This window comes from Alloyangia mangrovi (assembly GCF_002300555.2).
Classification (GTDB): Bacteria; Pseudomonadota; Alphaproteobacteria; order Rhodobacterales; family Rhodobacteraceae; genus Salipiger; species Salipiger mangrovi.
The window spans coordinates 157,828-177,365 of record NZ_NTHN02000001.1; the positions used below are offsets into that span (position 1 = coordinate 157,828).

At 65.9% G+C, this 19,538-nt stretch carries 19 protein-coding genes and 1 pseudogene; 7 read left to right on the forward strand and 13 right to left on the reverse strand.

What is annotated here, in order from left to right; genetic code table 11:
- Window positions 1-87: 87 nt before the first annotated feature.
- The 12 genes and pseudogenes from CLG85_RS00765 to CLG85_RS00820 all read right to left on the reverse strand — a co-directional run bounded on the left by CLG85_RS00765 (window position 88) and on the right by CLG85_RS00820 (window position 12,055).
- Window positions 88-1,242: a M24 family metallopeptidase gene (locus tag CLG85_RS00765; protein WP_095882914.1), complete on the reverse strand. Its 1,155-nt coding sequence runs from the start codon at window positions 1,240-1,242 to the stop codon at window positions 88-90.
- Between the two features lie 86 nt (window positions 1,243-1,328).
- Window positions 1,329-1,916: a M24 family metallopeptidase gene (locus CLG85_RS00770; RefSeq protein ID WP_311734930.1), complete on the reverse strand. Its 588-nt coding sequence runs from the start codon at window positions 1,914-1,916 to the stop codon at window positions 1,329-1,331.
- 154 nt (window positions 1,917-2,070) lie between these two features.
- Window positions 2,071-2,565: pseudogene (locus tag CLG85_RS27275) on the reverse strand (aminopeptidase P family N-terminal domain-containing protein); the annotation flags it as partial.
- 40 nt (window positions 2,566-2,605) lie between these two features.
- Window positions 2,606-3,577: a CobW family GTP-binding protein gene (locus CLG85_RS00780; protein ID WP_095882916.1), complete on the reverse strand. Its 972-nt coding sequence runs from the start codon at window positions 3,575-3,577 to the stop codon at window positions 2,606-2,608.
- A gap of 9 nt (window positions 3,578-3,586) precedes the next feature.
- On the reverse strand, window positions 3,587-4,465 hold the full coding sequence (locus CLG85_RS00785; RefSeq protein WP_095882917.1) for an ABC transporter permease: 879 nt from the start codon (window positions 4,463-4,465) through the stop codon (window positions 3,587-3,589).
- A 65-nt stretch (window positions 4,466-4,530) separates the two neighbouring features.
- Window positions 4,531-5,583 (reverse strand): extracellular solute-binding protein, encoded by a 1,053-nt coding sequence (locus CLG85_RS00790; RefSeq protein WP_217989780.1) that lies wholly within the window; start codon window positions 5,581-5,583, stop codon window positions 4,531-4,533.
- A gap of 60 nt (window positions 5,584-5,643) precedes the next feature.
- Window positions 5,644-6,702 (reverse strand): ABC transporter ATP-binding protein, encoded by a 1,059-nt coding sequence (locus CLG85_RS00795; protein ID WP_095882919.1) that lies wholly within the window; start codon window positions 6,700-6,702, stop codon window positions 5,644-5,646.
- Window positions 6,702-7,520: an ABC transporter permease gene (locus tag CLG85_RS00800; protein ID WP_176476632.1), complete on the reverse strand. Its 819-nt coding sequence runs from the start codon at window positions 7,518-7,520 to the stop codon at window positions 6,702-6,704. The genes CLG85_RS00795 and CLG85_RS00800 overlap by 1 nt, the downstream gene beginning before the upstream one ends.
- Window positions 7,520-8,767 carry a metal-dependent hydrolase family protein gene (locus CLG85_RS00805; RefSeq protein ID WP_095882920.1) on the reverse strand — a complete coding sequence of 416 codons (1,248 nt, stop codon included), beginning with the start codon at window positions 8,765-8,767 and terminating at the stop codon, window positions 7,520-7,522. Before CLG85_RS00805 ends, CLG85_RS00800 begins: the two co-directional genes overlap by 1 nt.
- 34 nt (window positions 8,768-8,801) lie before the next feature.
- Complete coding sequence (locus tag CLG85_RS00810) at window positions 8,802-10,046, reverse strand: metal-dependent hydrolase family protein (protein ID WP_095882921.1); 1,245 nt, start codon at window positions 10,044-10,046, stop codon at window positions 8,802-8,804.
- A 205-nt stretch (window positions 10,047-10,251) separates the two neighbouring features.
- Window positions 10,252-11,475 (reverse strand): metal-dependent hydrolase family protein, encoded by a 1,224-nt coding sequence (locus CLG85_RS00815; RefSeq protein WP_095882922.1) that lies wholly within the window; start codon window positions 11,473-11,475, stop codon window positions 10,252-10,254.
- 13 nt (window positions 11,476-11,488) lie between these two features.
- Window positions 11,489-12,055: a TetR/AcrR family transcriptional regulator gene (locus CLG85_RS00820; RefSeq protein WP_260348221.1), complete on the reverse strand. Its 567-nt coding sequence runs from the start codon at window positions 12,053-12,055 to the stop codon at window positions 11,489-11,491.
- Window positions 12,056-12,844: 789 nt separating this feature from the next.
- Here CLG85_RS00820 and CLG85_RS00825 point away from each other — a divergent pair.
- Together CLG85_RS00825 and CLG85_RS00830 are read left to right on the forward strand one after the other, a co-directional pair.
- Window positions 12,845-14,272 (forward strand): amino acid permease, encoded by a 1,428-nt coding sequence (locus CLG85_RS00825; protein WP_260348223.1) that lies wholly within the window; start codon window positions 12,845-12,847, stop codon window positions 14,270-14,272.
- 8 nt (window positions 14,273-14,280) lie between these two features.
- Window positions 14,281-14,466 (forward strand): hypothetical protein, encoded by a 186-nt coding sequence (locus tag CLG85_RS00830; RefSeq protein WP_260348225.1) that lies wholly within the window; start codon window positions 14,281-14,283, stop codon window positions 14,464-14,466.
- 38 nt (window positions 14,467-14,504) lie between these two features.
- Here CLG85_RS00830 and CLG85_RS00835 read toward each other — a convergent pair whose 3' ends face one another.
- The gene (locus CLG85_RS00835; RefSeq protein ID WP_260348227.1) at window positions 14,505-14,633 is read right to left on the reverse strand and encodes a hypothetical protein; all 129 of its coding nucleotides are present in this window, start codon (window positions 14,631-14,633) and stop codon (window positions 14,505-14,507) included.
- 181 nt (window positions 14,634-14,814) lie between these two features.
- Between CLG85_RS00835 and CLG85_RS00840 the strand changes: the two genes are divergently transcribed.
- The 5 genes from CLG85_RS00840 (at window position 14,815) to CLG85_RS00860 (ending at window position 19,533) form a co-directional block, all read left to right on the forward strand.
- On the forward strand, window positions 14,815-15,696 hold the full coding sequence (locus CLG85_RS00840) for a LysR family transcriptional regulator (protein ID WP_095882926.1): 882 nt from the start codon (window positions 14,815-14,817) through the stop codon (window positions 15,694-15,696).
- Between the two features lie 88 nt (window positions 15,697-15,784).
- The gene (locus tag CLG85_RS00845; RefSeq protein WP_095882927.1) at window positions 15,785-16,600 is read left to right on the forward strand and encodes a putative hydro-lyase; all 816 of its coding nucleotides are present in this window, start codon (window positions 15,785-15,787) and stop codon (window positions 16,598-16,600) included.
- A 47-nt stretch (window positions 16,601-16,647) separates the two neighbouring features.
- Window positions 16,648-17,691 (forward strand): TRAP transporter substrate-binding protein, encoded by a 1,044-nt coding sequence (locus CLG85_RS00850; protein ID WP_095882928.1) that lies wholly within the window; start codon window positions 16,648-16,650, stop codon window positions 17,689-17,691.
- Window position 17,692: 1 nt separating this feature from the next.
- Entirely contained in the window at window positions 17,693-18,253 is a 561-nt protein-coding gene (locus CLG85_RS00855; protein ID WP_235865434.1) for a TRAP transporter small permease subunit, read from the forward strand.
- Entirely contained in the window at window positions 18,250-19,533 is a 1,284-nt protein-coding gene (locus CLG85_RS00860; RefSeq protein WP_095882929.1) for a TRAP transporter large permease, read from the forward strand. Before CLG85_RS00855 ends, CLG85_RS00860 begins: the two co-directional genes overlap by 4 nt.
- Window positions 19,534-19,538 lie beyond the last annotated feature (5 nt).

Consider the following 19,538-nt stretch of genomic DNA (forward strand, 5'->3'; position numbering starts at 1 on the left):
CGCATCGAAGGGGATTTCCGGGCGAAGTGCAAATGACAGATGCATCTCCGAAGCCCGCAAAGAGCAGGTCGCGCGCGCCCGCCACTGTCAGAGGGTCATGTCCTCGAGGCTGTCCGGTCCGTCGGTCAGGCGGAGGTTGCCGGTCTCGGTGACGAGGATCGTGTCGGAGTGGCGGAAACCGCCGATGCCGGGAAAGTAGATGCCCGGTTCGACGGTGAAGCACATGCCCGCCGCCAGCACCCTGCCGTCGCCCTCGGCGAGGAAAGGGGCCTCATGCGCGGTGACGCCCATCCCGTGACCGGCGCGGTGCAAGAGGTTCTGCCCGTAGCCCGCTGCACGGAAAAGCGCGTTCACCCGCGCGTCGACCTCGGACATCACAACGCCGGGTTTGACCAGTTCGAAGACCAAATGGCGCGCCTGCATCATCACCTCATATGGCTTGCGGGCAGCGTCCGGCACCTCTCCGAGAAAGAAGGTCCGTTCGATTTCCGCGCCGTAGCCATCCATCACCGCGTTGATGATGCCGACATGCGGACCGCCGTGCTGCATGCGCATGTCCAGATCGCCGAAGTTGTGCGGATCGTGCGAATATTGCGCCGGATGGAAGACCGAGGTGAGCTTGGTGGCCTGCGGGTTGATCGAGGGGTTGTCGGCGACCATGGCCGCGTAGATCAGCCGGTTTGCCGCGGCAGTGACCTCGCCCAGCGACCGGCCCGGAGTTGCCGTAGCGAGCATGTCGGCCATCGCGGCCGAGGCGATCTGGCCCGCCCGCAGCATGCGGCCGATTTCATAGGGCGTCTTCACCATGCGCAAATCGTCGATGATGTCGGTCCGGACGCGCTCGCCCCTGATGGCCTCGAGAATTTGCATCTGGCAGACCGACTCCACGCCGACGCGCCCGCCGTCCCCGAGGGCCTCGGCCAGCTTGTCGAACCAGTTGCCGCCCTCGGGCGCGGGGAACTCGACGTAGTCCAGCAATGTCAGCGCGCCAATGGCGCGGCTTTCCACATGCGGGATCTCCAGCTTCGGGACCACGAAGACCGGCATGCCACTGGCGGGGACCAAGAGGACGAAGGGCCGCTCGTGCACGAAGTTGGCGAAATTCGTGAGGTAATAGACGTTGTCCGGCTGGAAGGAGACGTACCAGTCGAGCCCCTGTGCCGCCATTTCGGCCTGCAGCCGCGACAGGCGCCCCGAGATTTCCTCGGGGTGTGGCGGATGGTGGATCGGCGTCATCTCCATGGGAATTCCTCGCGGTCGGGACAAAGGGACAGCACGCCCCCCCGGCCGGGCCGGGGGAGCGCCGCTTCAGCGGTGATCAACTTGGGTCAGGCCTCGGCCATGACCTCGTAGCCGAATGGGTCATCGATGCTGTGACAGGGCTTGGTGAACCAGCGCGGACCGTCTTCGGCGATATAGGCGCAATCCTCGAGGCGGATGCCGAAGGCGCCATAGATGCAGATCATCGGCTCGATCGAGAAGCACATGCCGGTTTCCAATGGCCGGTTGTTGCCCCGGACGATGAAGCTTTCCTCGTGGACCTCAAGCCCGATGCCGTGACCGGTGCGGTGCGGCAATCCGGGGGTCTTGTAATCGCTCTCGAAGCCGGGTGCGGCTTCGATCAGGCTGCGTGCGCTCTTGTCCACGGCCTCGCAGGGGTTCCCAGGAAGCGCCGCGGCGAAACCGGCGGCCTGCGCGGCGAGTTCAAGCTCCCAGACCTCGCGTTGCCGGTCGCTCGGGGTGCCGAAGACGTAGCTTCGGGTCATGTCGGAGCGATAGTCCCCGACGAAGCAGCCGATATCGATCAGCACCATGTCGCCCTCGACGAGGGTCTGGGGATAGTCGACCCCATGCGGATAGGCGGTGGCCTCGCCGAAGAGCACGATGGGCCGGCCGCTCGGGGGGGACCTTACCACCGAGACGGCGGAAGGCTTCGAGGATGAATTCCTCGACCTCGGGCGTGGTGATGCCAGCGTGCAGGATGCGGGCCGCGGCCTTGTGGACCTCGAGCGCGATATCGTTCGAGCGCTGCATCAGCGCGATCTCGCGCGGGGTTTTGACCGACCGCAGGGCGCCGGTGATCTGCGCGCCGTTGACCAGATCGTAGCGGTTTGCGTGCTTGCGCAGGCCATCGACGTTGAAGAAGGGCGCGTGGGGGTCGATGGCAACGGTGCCCTTGGCATACCCCATGGCCTCAAGGCTGTCGGCGACCAGATGCGCGGGGTCCTCATGTTCTTCCCAGCAGCGGATCTCGCCCGGGATCTTCAGCATCGAGTGGGTCTTGGGTTCCTCAAAGGCTGGACTGAGATAGACGATCGGCCCCTCCGCGGGGATCAGCGCACCATGCAGCCGCTCGGTCAGCTTCAGGCTGATGCCGGTGAAATAGGTCAGGTTGACCGAGGTATCGAGATAGAGCGCGTCGATCCCCGTCTCGCGCATCAGCGCCTGCGCCGCGGCGATGCGGGCCGCGCGGTCGTCATTGTCGATGAGGGTGACTCCGCCCGTGCGGTCCGCCATCTTCGCGAATTCCTGTGCGGGGGTCGATCCCCCTACGCCGATCGTCATGATCCGTATCCTCTGTGGGGTGAATGGGCTGCAGGGCGCCTCAGGCGGCGACCCCGTCCCGGCAGGTCTCGAGCAAGGCGGAGAAGCGCTCCGGGTCGACGCCGTCGCCGAGCCCGATGGTGACGAGAAGGCTTTCTGTGGCCTCGGTCCCCGGTGGCAGCTCGGTCCAGCGCGCGCGGCGACCGACCTGCTGGTATTCGAGCGCGGCGATGCGGCCATCGACGCGCGCCACGCGCAGCACCCCCTTGGCGCGGAGCAAGCCGCGGCCGATGTCGCGCAGGGTGCGGCGGAGCCGGGCCTCATCGAGCGGTTCTGTGCTGCGCCAGGACCAGGAGGTGAAGGCGGAGAGGTGCTCTTCGGGAGCGTGATGATGACCGCAGCCACAGCCGGGACCGTGGTCGTGGGGATGCGGCGCGGCCCGCGCGACCGATCCGAAGAGCAACTCGTGCGGCAGCTCGGCGGCGACGCAGGGCAGCATGCGCGCCGATCCCTGCACACCCGAAAGACGGCTCTTCAAGGCGGCCATCTCCGCCTCGGTGACAAGATCGGCCTTGTTGAGCAAGATCACGTCGGCGCCGGTGATCTGGTCGAGCGCAAGCTCGGTGGCGGCGAAATCAAGCTCGGGAAATCCCGCCGCATCGACCAGGCAGAACATCCCGTCGAGCCGGATGCGCCCGGCCAGCGCCTCGCTTTCCACCAGATCGGTGAGCGGCAGTGAGCGCGAGACGCCGCTGGCCTCGATGACGATACGGTCGAGATCTGGGCGGTCTCGCAGGAGTTTCTCGATCGCCTCGACCAGCTCGGTCTGGATGGTGCAGCAGACGCAGCCGTTGGACAGGGTGAGACTGTCGGCCTGACCCTCGACGACCAGCGCCGCGTCGATGTTGATCTCGCCGAAATCGTTGACGAGCACGGCGATCTTCAGTCCGCCCGGATCGCGAAGCAGGGCACGCAGGAGCGTCGTCTTGCCGGCGCCGAGAAAGCCGGTGAGCACAGTGACGGGAACGGGCATTCTGCTCTCCTAGTCGCGAAACTTCTGGCGGGTCATGATCCCGGCGAGGACCGTCAGCACCAGGGTGCTGGCCATCAACACGAAGGCGACGGCGGCCGAGAAGGGCCAGTTGTTGAGCTGGAACTGGTTGTAGATCATCGGTGACATCATGCGGAATTCCGGCCCGCCCAGCAGCACCGGCGTGGCATAGGCGTTCATCGCCAGGATGAAGGTAAGGATCACGCCGGCGGTGGTGCCGGGCAGGGCCAGCGGCCAGAGCACCCGGCGGAACATGACCATCGGCGCGGCGCCGAGCGAGAAGGCGGCCTCTTCGATGTGCCGCCCGATGCTCTCGATGACGCTCTGCAGCGTGAGCACCATGTAGGGCAGGTTCACCGCGACGATGCCGAGGATGACCGCGGTCTCGGAGTACATGATCTCGACCGGTTCGTCGGTGATCCCGAGGCGCATCAGCCAGACCGACAGGAAGCCGCGGCTGCCGAGCAATGTCATCCATCCGGCGGCGCGCACGGCGTTGCCGACGAAAAGCGGAATGACCACGCCGATGATCATCAGGTTCTTGTAGCGCGACTGGGTGCGCGCCAGCACGTAGGCCAGTGGAAATCCGAGAACGATGCAGATCACCGTGCAGAACAGCGAGATGCGGATCGTGGTCCAGAAGGTGGACAGATAGTAGGTGTCCGAGAAGAACTCGATGTAGTTCTGCGCGGAGAAGGCCGAGATCATCAGCTCCCGCGGATCGTAGAGATTCAGGCTGTAGCGCGCCAGCAGCAGGAGCGGCCCCAGCACTCCGAGGGCGACGATCAGGGTGGCGGGGCCGATCAGCCCGGAGGCGGTCAGGCCCTGGGCCCGCAGCTTGCGGCGTTCGGTCAGCGTGATGCTGGACATCGGTCTTCCTCGATAGGAGCGTGAAGCCGCCGGGCCCTGGCGGACCCGGCGGGCAGTCTCATGGGTCAGGCCTTGAAATCCTTGTCCCACCAACCCTTCATCTCGGCGTCATTCTCGAGGATGTAGCCGTAGTCGGGCGACTTGAGGTTCGCGACCTCTTCCTCGCTGAAGCCGATCTTCTTTTGCAGATCGCCCGGAACGCTGGCGTTGGTGATCGTCGGGTTGTAGCCCATGTCCTCTGCAAAGGCTTCCTGCGCCGCGGGCTCGAGCATGGCGTCGAGATAGGCGTAGGAGCCCTCCATGTTCGGCGCGTTCTTGGGGATCACGAAGCCGGATTCATAGGCGATGGCGCCTTCGGTGGGGGCAATCGATTGAACCGGGATCCCGGCGTTCTGCCACTGGACCACGCGGGCCTTCCACATGACGCCGATGCCGATTTCGCCGTTCGACAGGCCCTGTGCGAAGGCCTCGTTGGTCGGGTAGATGCGGGCACCGGCGGCGCGGGCCGCCGTCAGCAGGGGCTTGCCGGGCTCGACATCCGACATGCCGCCACCGGCAGCAAGCGCCGCGGCCAGCATGGTGTACTGGTACTGGATGTCGATGATGCCCATCTTGTCGCCCCACTTGGGGTCGAAGACATCGGCAAAGGACTTGGGCGCCTCGACCATGTCCGGATTATATACGGCGACCATGCCCGAGTAGATGTGTCCCACGCCGAAGTCGTGCTTCATCGCCGGCAGGAGATTGCCGCCGTTCTTCAGCTTCGAGTAGTCGACGGTCTCGGTCAGCCCCTGTTCGTACACGAGGTACATGTTGACGCCGGTCAGACCCTGGATGTCGGTGGAACCGCGGGGCAGGCGGCGTTCGGCGGCCATCTTGGCGCGGCGCTCGGGGTCACCGGACTGGTCCTGGATCACCTCCCAGCCGTTCGAGATCAGGAAGGGCTGTTCGATGTTCTCGTTCAGCAGGCGGCCGTAATCGCCGCCCCAGGTGCCGACGACCACGCGACCGCCCGCGGCGCGGGAAATCGAGGGCGCTGCAAGGCTCGCGGCCCCGGCAGCCATGCCCATCATCAGGTGGCGGCGATTCAAGCAAAGGGAAGGGGTCTTCTTCGTCATCATAGTCTCCAACTGTTGGGGCCGTTCGGGCCAGGGCCGCCCTTCTCCGGGGCGGTGGGGTCAATGCCCGCGCGCGTGTGGATCGCTTGCGGGGAATGCGGTGGCATCGGGCCAGCTGACGTGCACGGTGTCACCAAGTTCGGGGATCAGGCTGCCTTCGCGGTTGCTGACCTGCGCTACGACCAGGTCGGTCGGGCTGAGGCGCAGGTGCAGGTCGATGAGGCCGCCCATGTAGGAGACGAATTCGACCTCGCCCGGCACGCTGCCGGGATGAGGTTGCGCGGCGACGGTCATGCGTTCGGGGCGCAGGGCGATGACGGCGGGGCCACGTATCGGCTTGTCGCAGGGCAGCGTGAGCCCGCCAGGGGTGGTGAAGCGGCCATCGCGGATCTCTCCCTCGAGGAAGCTCGAGCGGCCGACAAATCCGGCCACGAAGCGGCTGGCCGGGCGCTCATAGAGATCGCGCTGGCTGCCGACCTGGCGCACCTGGCCATCGCTCATCACCACCAGCCGGTCGGCCATGGTCAGCGCCTCTTCCTGGTCGTGGGTGACCATGACCGCTGTGATGCCGAGGCGTTGCTGCAGCGCGCGGATCTCGATGCGCACCTCGTGGCGTAGCTTGGCATCGAGGTTGGAGAGCGGCTCGTCGAGGAGCAGCACGTCGGGGCGGAACACCAGCGCCCGCGCAAGCGCGACGCGCTGCTGCTGGCCACCCGACATCTGCCGAGGGTAACGGTCGGCCAGATGGCCGAGCTGCACCAACTCCAGCGCGTCCTGCACCCTGGGGGCGATCTCGCGCTTGGCAATGCCGCGCATTTCCAGCCCGAAGGCGACGTTCTGCGCCACGGTCATATGCGGGAAGAGCGCGTAGTTCTGGAACACCAGCCCGGTGTTCCGCTTCCACGGCGGCAGCGTGGTGACATCCTTGCCGCCGATGCGGATGCTTCCTTCGGTTGGATCGACGAAACCCGCGATCATCCGCAGGGTGGTCGTCTTGCCGCAGCCAGACGGCCCGAGAAGCACCAGGAATTCGCCTTCCTTCACCTCCAGTTCGACATTCTGCGTTGCGTGAAAGTCGCCGTACCGCTTGGTCAGCCCATGAAGTTGTAGTCCAGCCATTATACCACCCGGCTCAGTTTCACGAAACGATCGGTCACCAGAAGTGCCACCGCGATGATCAGGATCTGCAGCACCGAGATCGCTGCGATGGTCGGGTCGATCCGCCATTGCAGGTACTGCAGGATGGCGATGGGCAAGGTCGTCTCGCCCGGCGCGACCAGGAAGAGGCTCATCTCGAGGTTCCCGAAGGAGGAGACGAAGCCGAAGAGGGCGCCCGCGACGATCCCCGGCAGGATCGAGGGCATGGTCACCCGGCGGAAGGTCGTCATCCGCCCGGCCCCCAGATTCATCGCCGCCTCTTCCAACGTGCGGTCGAAGCCTGCGAGGCTGGCAAGGATCAGGCGCACGGTCCAGGGGATCACCAGAAGCACGTGGCCGAAGACCAGCCCCCAGAAACTGCCCATGATCGGCAGGCCCGTGGCGATCTCGGTCTCGACCTGGAAGACGTAGAGCGCAAAGCCCAGCACGATCCCTGGAACGATCAGCGGCATCAGCAGCAGGTTGCCAAGCGCGGCATGGCCGAAGAACCGGTAGCGGTTCAATGCGAGGGCCGCCGGAAGCGCCACGGCCAGGCCGATGATCGTGGCAAGGATGCCGACCTTGGCGGAGGTGGCAAAGGCATCGATGAACCTCTCGTTGGCTATCGCCGCGGAATACCAGCGCAACGAGTATCCCTCGGGCGGATACGACGGAATTTCCTGCCGGTAGAAGGACAGCCAGGTCACGAAGATCAGTGGAATCGACAGGTAGAGGAAGGACAGCATGGCTGCCGCGTTCAGCGTCCAGCGGCCGAGATGGCGTCGGGAGAGTGCGGTCATCAGGCGGCCCTTCCCAGATGCATTTTGTGGAAGGCTCCGCCCTTCATGATCGCCGGCATGTGGCGACCCTGACCCTCGAGCAGGGTGATGTCCCGGGTCGGATCGCCGTCGACCAGCAGCAGGTCGGCCCAGGCCCCCGGCGCGACGGTACCAAGCTGGCCGGGGCGGCGGATCACCTCGGCCCCGATAGTCGTGGCGGCGCGGATCACTTCGATGGGCGGCATGACCTCGGCCCGGATCGAGAACTCGCGGCTCTGGTCCTCGATCAACTCGCCGAGCAGATCCGTGCCGTAGGCGACCTTGACCCCGGCCTCGCGGCAGAGCTCCAGCGAGCGGTAGCCGCCTTCGAGGACGACCTCGTTCTTGGCGAGCATGTCGGCGGGCATGCCGTAGCCCGCGGCGCGTTCCTTCATCGCCACATAGGCCACGAGGTTCGGCACCATGTAGGCACCGCGCTCAGCCATCAGCTTCGCAGCCGGGGCGTCGATCAGGTTGCCGTGCTCGATGGTGCGGACCCCGGCGGTGACGGCGCGGGTGATGGCTTCGGCGGAATAGGCATGGGCGAGCACGTAGCGCCCGAAGTTCTCGGCCTCCTCGACCGCAGTCTCGATCTCGCCCAGCGAGAATTGCAGGCTGTCGAGCGGGTCATGCGGCGAGGCGACGCCGCCCGACACCATGATCTTCACGTGGTCGGAGCCTTGACGCATCTGCTCGCGCACCGCCTTGCGCAGCGCGTCTTCGCCATCGACGACGACGCGCAGGAAGGCAAAGCCGTTGCAGCAGGGGCAGTTCCAACCGTCGGAGGTGCGTGGGCGACCGTCGCTGTGCCCGCCTGTCGGTCCGATCGAGCGGCCAGCGATGAACAGGCGCGGACCGGGGATCAGCCCCTGTTCCACTGCGGTCTTCATCCCCCAGTCGGTGCCGCCGGCGTCGCGCACCGTCGTGAAACCGCGATCGATCATCCCCCTGAGACGTCCGGCGGCGCGGGCCGCGGCCAGGGTCAGGGGGATGTCTTCGAGCTTGCGGGTATAGACCTCGGAGTGCATCGAGTGGACGTGGCAGTCGATCAGGCCCGGCATCAGGACGCGGCCACCGCAGTCGATGATCTCGGCGTCTTTCAGGGTGACCGGGGTGTCGGAGACCTCGCGGATGCGGTCGCCTTCGACGACGACCTCATAGCCCTCTCGCGGCTCGTCGAACGCGGGATCGAGCAGCTTGAGATTGCGAAAAAGGATGGGGGCGGTCATCTGCGGTCTCCGCTCTTGGAATTCGTCGCTCCGGTCATTGCAGGGCCATCCGGTGGAAGCGTCCGGCCTTCATCACCATCGGCATATGCCGGCCCTGACCCTCGAAGAGACCGAGATCGCCGAGCGGGTTGCCGTCGAGCAGAATGAGATCGGCCATGGCGCCCGGCCGCAGGCAGCCAAGTTCGCCCTCGCGGCGCAGGAGCCGCGCGCCGACCAGCGTGGCCGAGCGGATGATCTCGATGGGCGAGAGAACCTGCGCACGGATGCGGAACTCCCGGCTCTGCTCGCTGCGCAGTTGGCCCAAGAGGTCGCTGCCGAAGGCCACGGGCACCCCGGCGCGCTTGCAGATCTCGAGCGAGCGCAACCCGCCCTCGATCACCACGTCGTTCTTCTCGAGCATGTCGCTGCTCATGCCAAATTCGGCGGCGCGCTCTTTCATCGCGGTGTAGGCGATGAGGTTGGCGACGAGGAACATGCCCTTTTCCGCCATCTTCGCCGCGGCCTCGTCGTTGATGAGATTGCCATGCTCGATGGTGCGGACGCCGCCTTCCGCAGCGCGCAGGATCGCCTCTGCCGAATAGGCATGGGCGCAGACATACCGGCCAAAGGCCTCGGCCTCCTCGACGGCAGCGCGCACCTCGGGCATCGAGAACTGCAGGCTGTCGAGCGGATCGTAGGGCGAGGCCACACCACCCGACATCATGATCTTGATGTGATCGCACCCCTGACGCATCTCTTCGCGCACGGCCCGGCGCACTTCCGGCACGCCATCCGCCAGCGAGAGGGTAAATGCCATGGCATCGCAGCAGCCGCAGCTGAAGCCGGTGTCGGTGCGGCGGCGGCTGTCGCTGTGACCGCCGGTCGGGCCGATGGCGCGGCCTGCCACGAAGAGACGGGGCCCCTCGATATGTCCGTCTTCGACGGCCTTGCGCAGACCCCAGTCCGCGCCGCCGGTGTCGCGCACCGAGGTGAAGCCCCGTCCAAGCATGGCCTTCATCTCGACCATCGCATGGGCGGTCATCAAGGTCAGCGGCTGGCTCTCGAGTTTCGGAAGAAAGACCTCGTTCAGGACCACATGGACGTGGCTGTCGATCAGGCCGGGCATCAGAACCCGGCCGCCGCAATCGATGACTTCCGCCTGCCTAGAGGTGACGGTTTCGCCGATTTCGCGGATCCGCTCGCCCTCGACCAGCAGACACAGCCCCTCGCGGAGCTCGTCCTGCTCGGGGTCGAGCAGACGGACGTTCTTGAAGAGGATCTGGCGCGCGCCAGTGGTCATGGAAGTCTCCCTCGGTCCTACGCGGGACAGCCCGGGACCGAGGTCCCGGATTGTCGTTTCGTCAGATGCTAGAGGGCTTCCCTGTAGCCCGTCCAATCCTTGGTCCGGTATCCTTTCCGTCTTGCGGATTACTGTATATATACTCCGCAACTATCTGATATTGCACAATTAATATGCAATTTGTTGTTTGGGGCTAGGCCGTGCTTCAGCCCTTGATCACCTCGCCGCCCTTGAGGATCGTCGAGATCCGGTCGCCCTGGCCCGAGAGCACCGAAAGATCCTCGAGCGGGTTGCCATCGACGATGACGACGTCGCCAAAGGCCCCCGGGGCGAGCGTGCCGATTTTGCCTTCCATGCGCAGAAGGCGCGCGGCGATTACGGTGGCCGAGGCGATGACCTGCTGCGCCGGAAGCACCCGGCCGCGCAGCTCGAATTCGCCCGACTGGTGCTTCTGCATGCCGCCGAGCAGGTCGCTGCCATAGGCCATCGGCAGACCCGCCTCGGCCATGATCGCGAGCGACTGCATTCCGGCAAGGCGCACGTCGTCGACCTTGGCCACAGAGGCGGCGGGCAGCCCCATCGCGGCGCCCTCGTTGGAGAGCTTGTCATAGGTGATGAGCGTGGGGCAGGCGATGCAGCCCGCCTCGGCAGCGCGGCGCGCGGTCTCGGGGGTGATCAGGTTGCAATGCTCAAGCGAATGCACACCGCACTCGACCGCGCGGGCGATTGCCGCGTCGGTATAGAGATGGCCCGCGACATAGGTCCCGGCGTTCTCGGCCTCCTCGACGATTGCGCGGATCTCGGCGCGCGAGTACTGCAGGAAATGGATCGGATCGGTGGGCGAGGACACGCCGCCGTTCGCCATGATCTTGATGAAGTCGGCGCCGCCCTTGATCTGCGCCCGGGCCGCGCGCTGGACCGCGGGGATCCCGTCGCAGATGATGCCCATGGCGCCCAGCGGGACATTGTCCCGAGGCATCGCGCTTTCATCGAAGACCCCGCGCTGGTCGCAATGGCCGCCAGTCTGCGACAGCGCCTTGCCCGAGATGTTCAGCCGCGGCACCGGGATCGGCGAGTAGCCGGCCGCCGCCCGCAGCACCCCGGTGGCGCCGCCCAGGTCCCGCACCGTCGTGAAGCCGCGCAGGAGCATGGCGTTCATCAGGTTGATCGAGCGCACCATGACGACGGCATCGGGCAGCGCCGCGTTGGCCTTGAGATCCGCATCGGCCGCATTCACGTGGACATGGGCATCGGTCAGGCCGGGCATCACGAACCGCCCGCTGGCATCGATCACCCGCGCGTCGCCGGCAGAGAGATCCGGGCCGACCTCCTGAACCACGCCGTCTGCGATCCGCAGGCAGACGGCGTCTGCGGCCCGATCAGAGGTTCCATCGACAATCCGCGCATTCCGGATCAGCACATCGGTCATTCAAGTCTCGCTTTCAACTGGATGGAGAGGGGGGAACCGCTGCCGTGTCGCGCTGAAGCAGCATCGGAAGGATCTGCTTCCATTGGGCCAGCATGTCCCGATAGTAGGCCGGGTCGTCGCGCAGGATGGTCTGGGCGATCATTCCCCGATAAAGACACATCGTCATGTTCAGGATGACCGAGGCCTGTTTCGCGTCGCAGGAGGTCTTTCTGGCCAGATGACTCCAGATGGCCTCGAGCCCGTTGTGGAACTCCTTGGTCACCGGGACGAGACGGGCCTTGAGGGACTCGTTGTGGCGCACCTCCGGCAGGTATTCGAGGGTCACGTAGAAGACGCCGCCCGACATCATCTTCCACAGGTAATCCGCGATCGCGCCGACCTCGGTCTCGTTTTCCTGCATCGTCTCGGCGAAGGCGAGCAGCTTCTGGTTCAGCGCTGTCAGGTGGTGGTGGATCGCCTCCGCGATCAATTCCTCGCGCGATTGGAAATGGTGGGTCAGTGCTCCGCGCGAGACGCCGGCTTTCTTCGCGATGGCCTGGGTCGTCATCCGCGACAGCCCGTCCGAAAGCATCAGCTCCATCGTGGCCTCGAACAGGGCGGTGGTGGTCTCTTCCGTCCGCTGGGCCTGCGTCCGTTTCTGCCCCGCGGCTTTGCGGGGGGGGCGAAATCGTGGCGCTGTCCTTCGGCTTCTCGGTCATCAGAATCCTCAAGTCCTTCTCGCAGTATGCATGCGTTACTTTCAAAACAAACATGAATGTTTTGAAAGTCAGAAAATTTCTGGCCGTCTGCCTCGATCCTGTGCATGCGGGTCGTCTTGCCCTTGATGGCTGAGCTACCGGCCCTGTCGTGACTGCTGGGTGGCGGCGAAGGCAACGCGATTGACCTGGGGCGTGTCGCCCCGGGTTAAAGGATCGCCAAATGGTTGAGTTAAAGCGGAACCCGGCACAATGCGGCTTCCGCCGGTGGAGATCGGAAAAGCAATCCCCGTATTCAGAGCGGGCCCGAGGGCGCGGCATCGGTTGTGTCTTTGCGCCTCGCATGAGGGGGCCCGTCGGCAAGAATTGGCGCGCGGGTCGCCTTTCCGGCGAGATCGGGCTGAGGCATCGGGAAACCCGTTGCGAATCCTGATTTCTTGTCGCTAGGCTTGCACTGACGGCATTGTAGAAAAATACATTGAAATAGGGGTCTTAGCCTTGCAGGCGATCCGTTTCTCCCCGGCTTTCGACATCCGGCGTCTATCCGTCGCCGGTGACCTTCGCGATCCTGAGGTGTCTACCTGCCTGTCTGCGAACATACCGGACAGGGAAGGGTCGCTGGCGATCCCTGCCGCGACGGTATCGACGGCCGACGGATAGGGTGGGGCCCGATCATGCCGCAAAGCACCCGGACGACAAAACCCGCTCTTGGCCTGACTGCCTGCACCGCCCTGGTGGTGGGCAATATGGTGGGGTCCGGCATCTTCCTGTTGCCGGCCTCGCTGGGTACCTTCGGACCGATTTCGCTCCTGGGTTGGGGAGTCACCTCGGTCGGGGCGCTGCTTCTGGCGATCCTGTTCGGCCGGCTCGCGATGCTGGTGCCGAGGACCGGTGGTCCCTACGCCTATACCGCCGAGGCCTATGGCGAATTCACCGGCTTTCTCATCGCCTGGGGTTATTGGATCGCGCTCTGGACCGGGAATGCGGCGGTGGCCGTCGCGCTGGTCGGCTACCTGGGATTTCTTTTCCCTGTGGTTGCGGAGTCGCATGTCTATACCGTCGCCGTGGCGCTGCTCGCGATCTGGACGCTGACCCTTGTCAATGTGCGCGGTGTGGCGGGGGCGGGGCTCATCCAGACGGTGACCACCGTCGCCAAGTTGGTTCCTCTGGCCGCCATCGCGCTCTTCGGGATCTTCCAGGTCGACCCGACGCTTCTGACCCCCTTCAACCAGAGCGGCCAGGGGAGTTTCTCGGCCATCACCGCGACGGCCTCGCTGACGCTCTGGGCCTATCTCGGGCTCGAGTCCGCGACGGTTCCCGCGGGCGACGTGGTCGATCCGACCCGCACGATCCCCAAGGCGACCCTTCTTGGCGTGCTCATCGCCGCGGTGATCTATATCGCCGTCACGGGGGTTGCGATCGGTATCGTGCCCTCGGCGGAGCTTGCGACCTCGGCATCGCCGCTGGCGGATGTCGCCATGGTGATTTGGGGGGCGGGGGGAGCGACCGCGGTTGCCGTGGGCGCGGTGATCGCAACGTTCGGCACTCTGAACGGCTTCACGCTCCTCTCCGGACAGGTGCCCTACGGCGCGGCAATGGATCGCGTCTTTCCTCCGGCGCTGGGGGTCATCAGCAGCTACGGGACGCCCGCCAACGCCCTGGTCCTCTCAAACCTTCTGGCCTCGGTTCTGGTGGTGATCAACCTCGCCAACGGGCTGGTGGAGACCTTCAACACAATCATCCTGCTGGCGGTGATGTCGAGCCTTCTGCCCTACGCCCTCTGCGCTCTGGCCGAGCTCCTCATCCGGCTCAAGGGTGTGGGTGCGCCACTGGAGCGGGGGGGGGCTCATGAAGCCGGCCTGCCTTGGACTGCTGGGCTTCTTCTATTCGGTCTGGGCCTTGTGGGGCTCCGGGCAGGACACGGTCTTCTACGGCGTTCTGCTCTTGATGGCAGGCATTCCGATCCACGTCTGGATCAAGTGGCGCAACCTGAGGTTCCCCGATGCCGGGACTGCCGAGATCACCGATCGGGACGGGGCGTAGAATGTGGGGCAGTGGATTTTCCAAGTCCGCACGACCGCGCAAGCCGCCCGGGGATGTGACCCAGCCGGTGCCCGACGCCACCCGCGAGATCACCCAAGGCCAAGCCTATCTGCATGACGGGGCCATCGATCCCTTCGGCTTCCTGTTGCGCCTGAAGCAGCATGTCATCGGCAAGTTCTTCCCACCGCCCGGGACACGCCAGCCGATGCCGCGACTGACCGTCAGCAAGGACAGGTGGCGAAGCAGGAGCTGACGCTTCTGGATACGGCGTTCACAAAGGTCACGCAGCGCTCAAATCTCTGTGGCGGCGCCCTGATCCCCCTCGCCGAGACCAATAACCAGCGCATCGGCATCACCCTTGGCGGCACGGACCGCTCCGGCGGTGGTCAACTCGAAGACCGGCACGCGAATGCTCGGCATAGAAACAGGGGCGCATCGAGGCCACTAAGCGCGCGACCCTCTGCGGTCCTGAAGGTAGGAGGGCCGATCTGCTGGTCGCGCTACAGCGAACAGTTCGCCCCGTTGCGGGGAAAGCTGTCGGATCATCGGTGAGGGAGCAATCGCTTGACAGCCTGTTCCCGCCGGGCATTACGATCCCGCCATGTTCGGCTTCAAAGACATCGAGATCATCCGCTCCGTGGTGCGTTATGGCGGCTTTCGCGCCGCCTCGGATGCCACCGGACTCGCCCAGTCGGCGATCTCGCGGCGGATCCGCCACCTCGAGGACCGCATGGGCATCACCATCTTCGAGCGCGACGGCCGCGGTGTGCGGCTGAGCGCGGCCGGACGGCGGCTCTGCGACGAGGCCGAGGTGCTCATCGCGCAGCGCGACCGCATCCTCGAAGAGCTCACGCAGGGGGTGATGGCGGGCGTCGTGCGGCTCGGCGTGGCCGAGACGATGACCCACACCATCCTGCCGCGGATGCTGACCACCCTGCGCAGCCGCCACCCGATGCTGCGCTTCGAGATCTCGGTCGACACCTCGGACCAGATGGGGCAGGCGCTGAAGGAGGACTCGCTCGACGTGGCCATCCTGCTGCGCGACCAGGCGCCCCGCGGCATCGCGCTGACGCCGTTGCCGCCCGAGAGCATGGGCTGGTTCGTCTCGCCAGAGCATTTCACCTTGCCCAGCCCGGCGGCGATCGACGACCTGGTGGCGCTGCCGATCGTCTCGTTTCCCAAGACTACGATCCCGCACCGGCAGGTGCTCGACCTGCTCACCTCGGGACGGCGGCGGCCCGCGACCGTGCATGGCTCGGCCTCGCTCGCGACCGTTTTGCACCTCGTCCAGCAGGGATTCGGCATCGGCACGATTCCCCACTCCATCGTTGCCGCCTGGCCGCAGACCAGCCTGCGCGAAATCGAGACCCTGGCCGAGGCCACCTTGCGGCCTCTGGAGTTCGCGATCTGCTATGATCCTGAAAGAAACGAGGAAATCGGCAGAGCCGTGACCCGGGCTGCGGTGGAGGCCGGCGGGAATTGATCTCATTTATAGATCAATAATGGCAACAACTGAACTGTTGATCTAATCGGTCGTTCTGCGGAATCCTTGCGTCAACCGGAGGATTTCGATGATCGACACCCGCAGTACACTTTCCGACCCCAAGGCGCTTCGCGCGGAAATCCGCGCCGGCCGGTTCGACGGCCCGACCGCGGGGCAGGGCGGTGACGCGCTCCAGGCCAATCTGGTGATCCTGCCGCAGGCCGACGCGCAGGATTTCCTGCGCTTCTGCCAGGCCAACCCGAGGCCCTGTCCGCTGCTGGCCGTGGGCGAGCCGGGCAACCCTGCCCTGCCGACGCTGGGCGACATTGATCTGCGCCACGACGTGCCGCGCTACCGGCTGTGGCGGGACGGCACGCTGGTCGCCGAGCCAACCGATATCGCCGATCTCTGGCGCGACGACATGGTTTCCTTTGCCCTCGGCTGCTCGTTCAGCTTCGAGGATGCGCTGACCCGCGCCGGCATCCCGGTGCGCCACCAGCTGGCCGGGCGCAACGTGCCGATGTACCGCACCAACCTGCCGACCCGCGCCGCCGGGATGTTCTCGGGCCCGGTGGTCGTCAGCATGCGCCCGATGCCGGCAGCCGATGCCATCGAGGCGGTTGCCATCTGCCAGCGGTTCCCGCTGGCGCATGGCGCGCCGGTGCACTTGGGCGATCCTTCGCAGATCGGCATCGCCGACATCGACCGCCCGGACTATGGGGATGCCCCCGATATCCGGCCCGGCGACATCCCGGTGTTCTGGGCCTGCGGGGTGACGCCGCAGGCCGCCATCGACGCCGCCCGGCCCGCGCTGGCGATCACCCATGCGCCGGGGCACATGCTGGTGACGGATATCCCCTCCGGCCAGGCGGAACGGTGTCTCACGGGAGTCCACCCCGGCTGAGGCGCCAACAAAAAAACTTAACAAACTTATCCAACAGGAGAAACCAAATGAAAAAGACGATGATGACCGCCCTCACGGTCGCGCTGCTCGGCAGCACCGCTTCGGCGCAGGAGCAGCTGGCCGTGGTCGGCAGCTGGTCCAACCTGCCGCTCTACAAGCAGTTCACCACGCCGTTCTGGACCGAAGAGCTGCCGGCGATGACGGATGACACCTTCACCGCGCAGCTGACCAGCTTCGACCAGATGGGCATCGCCGGGGCCGACGTGCTGCGGATGCTGGGAGACGGCGTCTTCGACATCGGCCAGACCGTGGCGGACTACACCGTCGGTGACGCGCCGGAACTCGAGGGGCTCGACGTGCCGCTGGTCGCCGCCACCGCCGACGAGGCCAAGGCGATGGTCGATGCCGCGCGCCCGATGGTCGAGGACATCATGCACGACCGCTTCGACGCCGAGCTGCTGGGCATCGCGCCCTATCCGCCGCAGGTGGTGTTCTGCAAGGGCGCCGTCACCTCGCTGGCCGACCTCAAGGGCAAGAAGGTCCGCGGCTCGGGCCGGATGACCACAAAACTGCTCGAGGCGCTCGGCGCCGAGGGCATCAACATCGCCTTCTCGGAAGTGCCGGGCTCGCTGCAGCGCGGGGTGATCGACTGCGCCGTGACCGGCGCGGGGTCGGGCTATTCGGCCGGCTGGTGGGAAGTCTCCGACCACCTGCTGACGCTGCCGCTCGGCGGCTGGGATCCGGTGGTCATCGCGATGAACAAGGACCGTTTCGACGGCCTCGCGCCCGAGGCGCAGGAGCAGCTCAAGGCGGCGGTGAAGGAAGGTCTCGAGGACAAGGCCTGGGCGGCGGCGCAGGGTGGTCTCGAGAGTGACATCGCCTGCCTGACTGGGCAGGGCGAGTGCGCCGCGGGCACCTCGGCGACGATGACGCTGGTCGAGCCGAGCGAGGCCGACATGACCGCAGCGCGCGATGTACTCGAGAGCGAAGTGCTTCCCGAGTGGGCCGAGCGGGCCGGCGGCGACTGGGCGACGCGCTGGAACGACAGCGTCGGCAAGGTCGTGGGCGTGACCGTTCCGGTCGCCAACTGAGATGACGCGCGTGAGCCGCATCGACACATTGGAAGGCGCGCTGCGGCGCGCCAACCGCCTCGTCGCGCTGGTTCTTGGCGCGGTTCTGGTGGCCACGGTGGTCTTCGTGCTGATCGACGTGATCGGGCGCAAGACCGGCTGGGGCTCGCTCGGCGGCTCCGACGAGATCTCGGGCTACGTCATGGCGGCGGTTGCGAGCTGGGGGCTGGCCTGCGCCCTGCTTGACCGCGCGCATGTGCGGATCGACCTGATCCGCCTGCGTCTTGGGGCGGGCGGTCAGGCGCTGATGGACGTCTTCGCGATGATCGTGACCAACGCCGTCGTGCTGCTGATCGCCTACCATTGCTGGCCGGTCCTGCAGAAGACGCTCGAGCGCGGCTCGCGCGCCAACACCCCGCTCGAGACGCCGCTGTGGATCCCGCAGGGCATCTGGTTCAGCGGCTGGGCCTGGTTCGCGCTGAGCACCACGCTGCTGAGCCTCATCGCCCTCGCCTACCTCGTGCAGGGACGCCGCGCGGATCTGTCCAACGCCATCGGCATCGGCTCGGAGCTGGAACAATGATCTGGACTGTCGCAGTTTCCCTTCTCGGGCTCATGGCCCTGTCGATCCCGGTGGGGATCGTGCTCTTCATCCTCGGCATCGGCGTGGGCGAGGTCTTCTCGGCCTTCCCGCTGCTGCGCGGGCTGGGGCAGGTGGTGTGGTCCTCCTCCTCCTCCTCGACGCTCATAGCCATCCCGCTCTTTGTCCTCTTGGGCGAGATCCTCGTGCGGGGCGGCGTCGCGGCGCGCACCTACGGCGCACTGGACAAGTGGCTGAGCTGGCTCCCGGGCGGGCTGATCCATGCCAATATCGCGACCGCGACGATGTTCTCGGCGACCTCGGGCTCCTCGGTGGCCACCGCCGCGACCGTGGCGACCGTGGCAATGCCGCAGGCCGACCGGCTGAACTACGACCCCAAGCTGTTCTCGGGCGCCATCGCTGCCGGCGGCACGCTTGGCATCCTGATCCCGCCGTCGATCAACCTCATCGTCTATGGCTTCCTCACCGAGACCTCGATCCCGCAGCTCTTTTCCGCGGGTCTGCTTCCGGGTCTGTTGATGGCGCTGGCCTTCGTGGTCATCACCGCGTTGATCTGCAAGGCGCGCCCCGCGCTCGGCGGCCCGTCACGCAGCTTCAGCTGGTCCGAACGGCTGGGTAGCCTCGTGCAACTGGTGCCGATCATCATCCTCTTCACCGTGGTCATCGGCTCGATCTACGCCGGCTGGGCAACGCCCACGGAATCCGCCGCGATCGGCGTGGTGATTGCAGCGCTCATCGCGGTGACGCTGGGCACCGGGCTGGGCCTCGGCACCGTCGGAGAGGCGTTGCAGGGCACCATCCGCATCTCGGCGATGATCATGCTGGTGATCACCGGGGCGTATTTCCTCAACTTCGCCATGACCTCGGCAGGGCTGGGCCGGCAGCTGACCGCGATGCTCGAGAACACTGGCCTTCCACCGCTCGGCACGCTGCTGCTGGTGGTGCTGCTCTACCTCGTGCTCGGCTTCTTCATCGAGACGCTGTCGCTCATGGTCGCGACGATCCCGATCATCGTGCCGATCATCGCCGGGCTCGGCTATGACAAGGTCTGGTTTGGGGTGCTGATGATCGTGCTGATCGAGATGGCGCTGATCACGCCACCGGTCGGGCTCAATCTCTTCGTCGTGCAGAGCGCGCGCACCAAAGGATCGATGAACGACGTGATCCTCGGCGTCATCCCCTATGTGCTCGTCATGCTCTGCATGATCGCCCTGCTCATCGCCGCGCCGGGTCTGGCGCTCTGGTTGCCCTCCGTTCTCTGACAGGA

Coding starts and splice junctions, on each gene's coding strand:
- CLG85_RS00845 (WP_095882927.1), top strand. CDS start 15,785: ATGATCGACACCCGCAGTACACTTTCCGACCCCAAGGCGCTTCGCGCG.
- CLG85_RS00820 (WP_260348221.1), bottom strand. CDS start 12,055: ATGGAGCTGATGCTTTCGGACGGGCTGTCGCGGATGACGACCCAGGCC.
- CLG85_RS00800 (WP_176476632.1), bottom strand. CDS start 7,520: ATGACCGCACTCTCCCGACGCCATCTCGGCCGCTGGACGCTGAACGCG.
- CLG85_RS00855 (WP_235865434.1), top strand. CDS start 17,693: ATGACGCGCGTGAGCCGCATCGACACATTGGAAGGCGCGCTGCGGCGC.
- CLG85_RS00815 (WP_095882922.1), bottom strand. CDS start 11,475: ATGACCGATGTGCTGATCCGGAATGCGCGGATTGTCGATGGAACCTCT.
- CLG85_RS00780 (WP_095882916.1), bottom strand. CDS start 3,577: ATGCCCGTTCCCGTCACTGTGCTCACCGGCTTTCTCGGCGCCGGCAAG.
- CLG85_RS00840 (WP_095882926.1), top strand. CDS start 14,815: ATGTTCGGCTTCAAAGACATCGAGATCATCCGCTCCGTGGTGCGTTAT.
- CLG85_RS00860 (WP_095882929.1), top strand. CDS start 18,250: ATGATCTGGACTGTCGCAGTTTCCCTTCTCGGGCTCATGGCCCTGTCG.
- CLG85_RS00790 (WP_217989780.1), bottom strand. CDS start 5,583: ATGACGAAGAAGACCCCTTCCCTTTGCTTGAATCGCCGCCACCTGATG.
- CLG85_RS00785 (WP_095882917.1), bottom strand. CDS start 4,465: ATGTCCAGCATCACGCTGACCGAACGCCGCAAGCTGCGGGCCCAGGGC.
- CLG85_RS00805 (WP_095882920.1), bottom strand. CDS start 8,767: ATGACCGCCCCCATCCTTTTTCGCAATCTCAAGCTGCTCGATCCCGCG.
- CLG85_RS00850 (WP_095882928.1), top strand. CDS start 16,648: ATGAAAAAGACGATGATGACCGCCCTCACGGTCGCGCTGCTCGGCAGC.
- CLG85_RS00835 (WP_260348227.1), bottom strand. CDS start 14,633: ATGCCGAGCATTCGCGTGCCGGTCTTCGAGTTGACCACCGCCGGAGCG.
- CLG85_RS00810 (WP_095882921.1), bottom strand. CDS start 10,046: ATGACCACTGGCGCGCGCCAGATCCTCTTCAAGAACGTCCGTCTGCTC.
- CLG85_RS00795 (WP_095882919.1), bottom strand. CDS start 6,702: ATGGCTGGACTACAACTTCATGGGCTGACCAAGCGGTACGGCGACTTT.
- CLG85_RS00825 (WP_260348223.1), top strand. CDS start 12,845: ATGCCGCAAAGCACCCGGACGACAAAACCCGCTCTTGGCCTGACTGCC.
- CLG85_RS00765 (WP_095882914.1), bottom strand. CDS start 1,242: ATGGAGATGACGCCGATCCACCATCCGCCACACCCCGAGGAAATCTCG.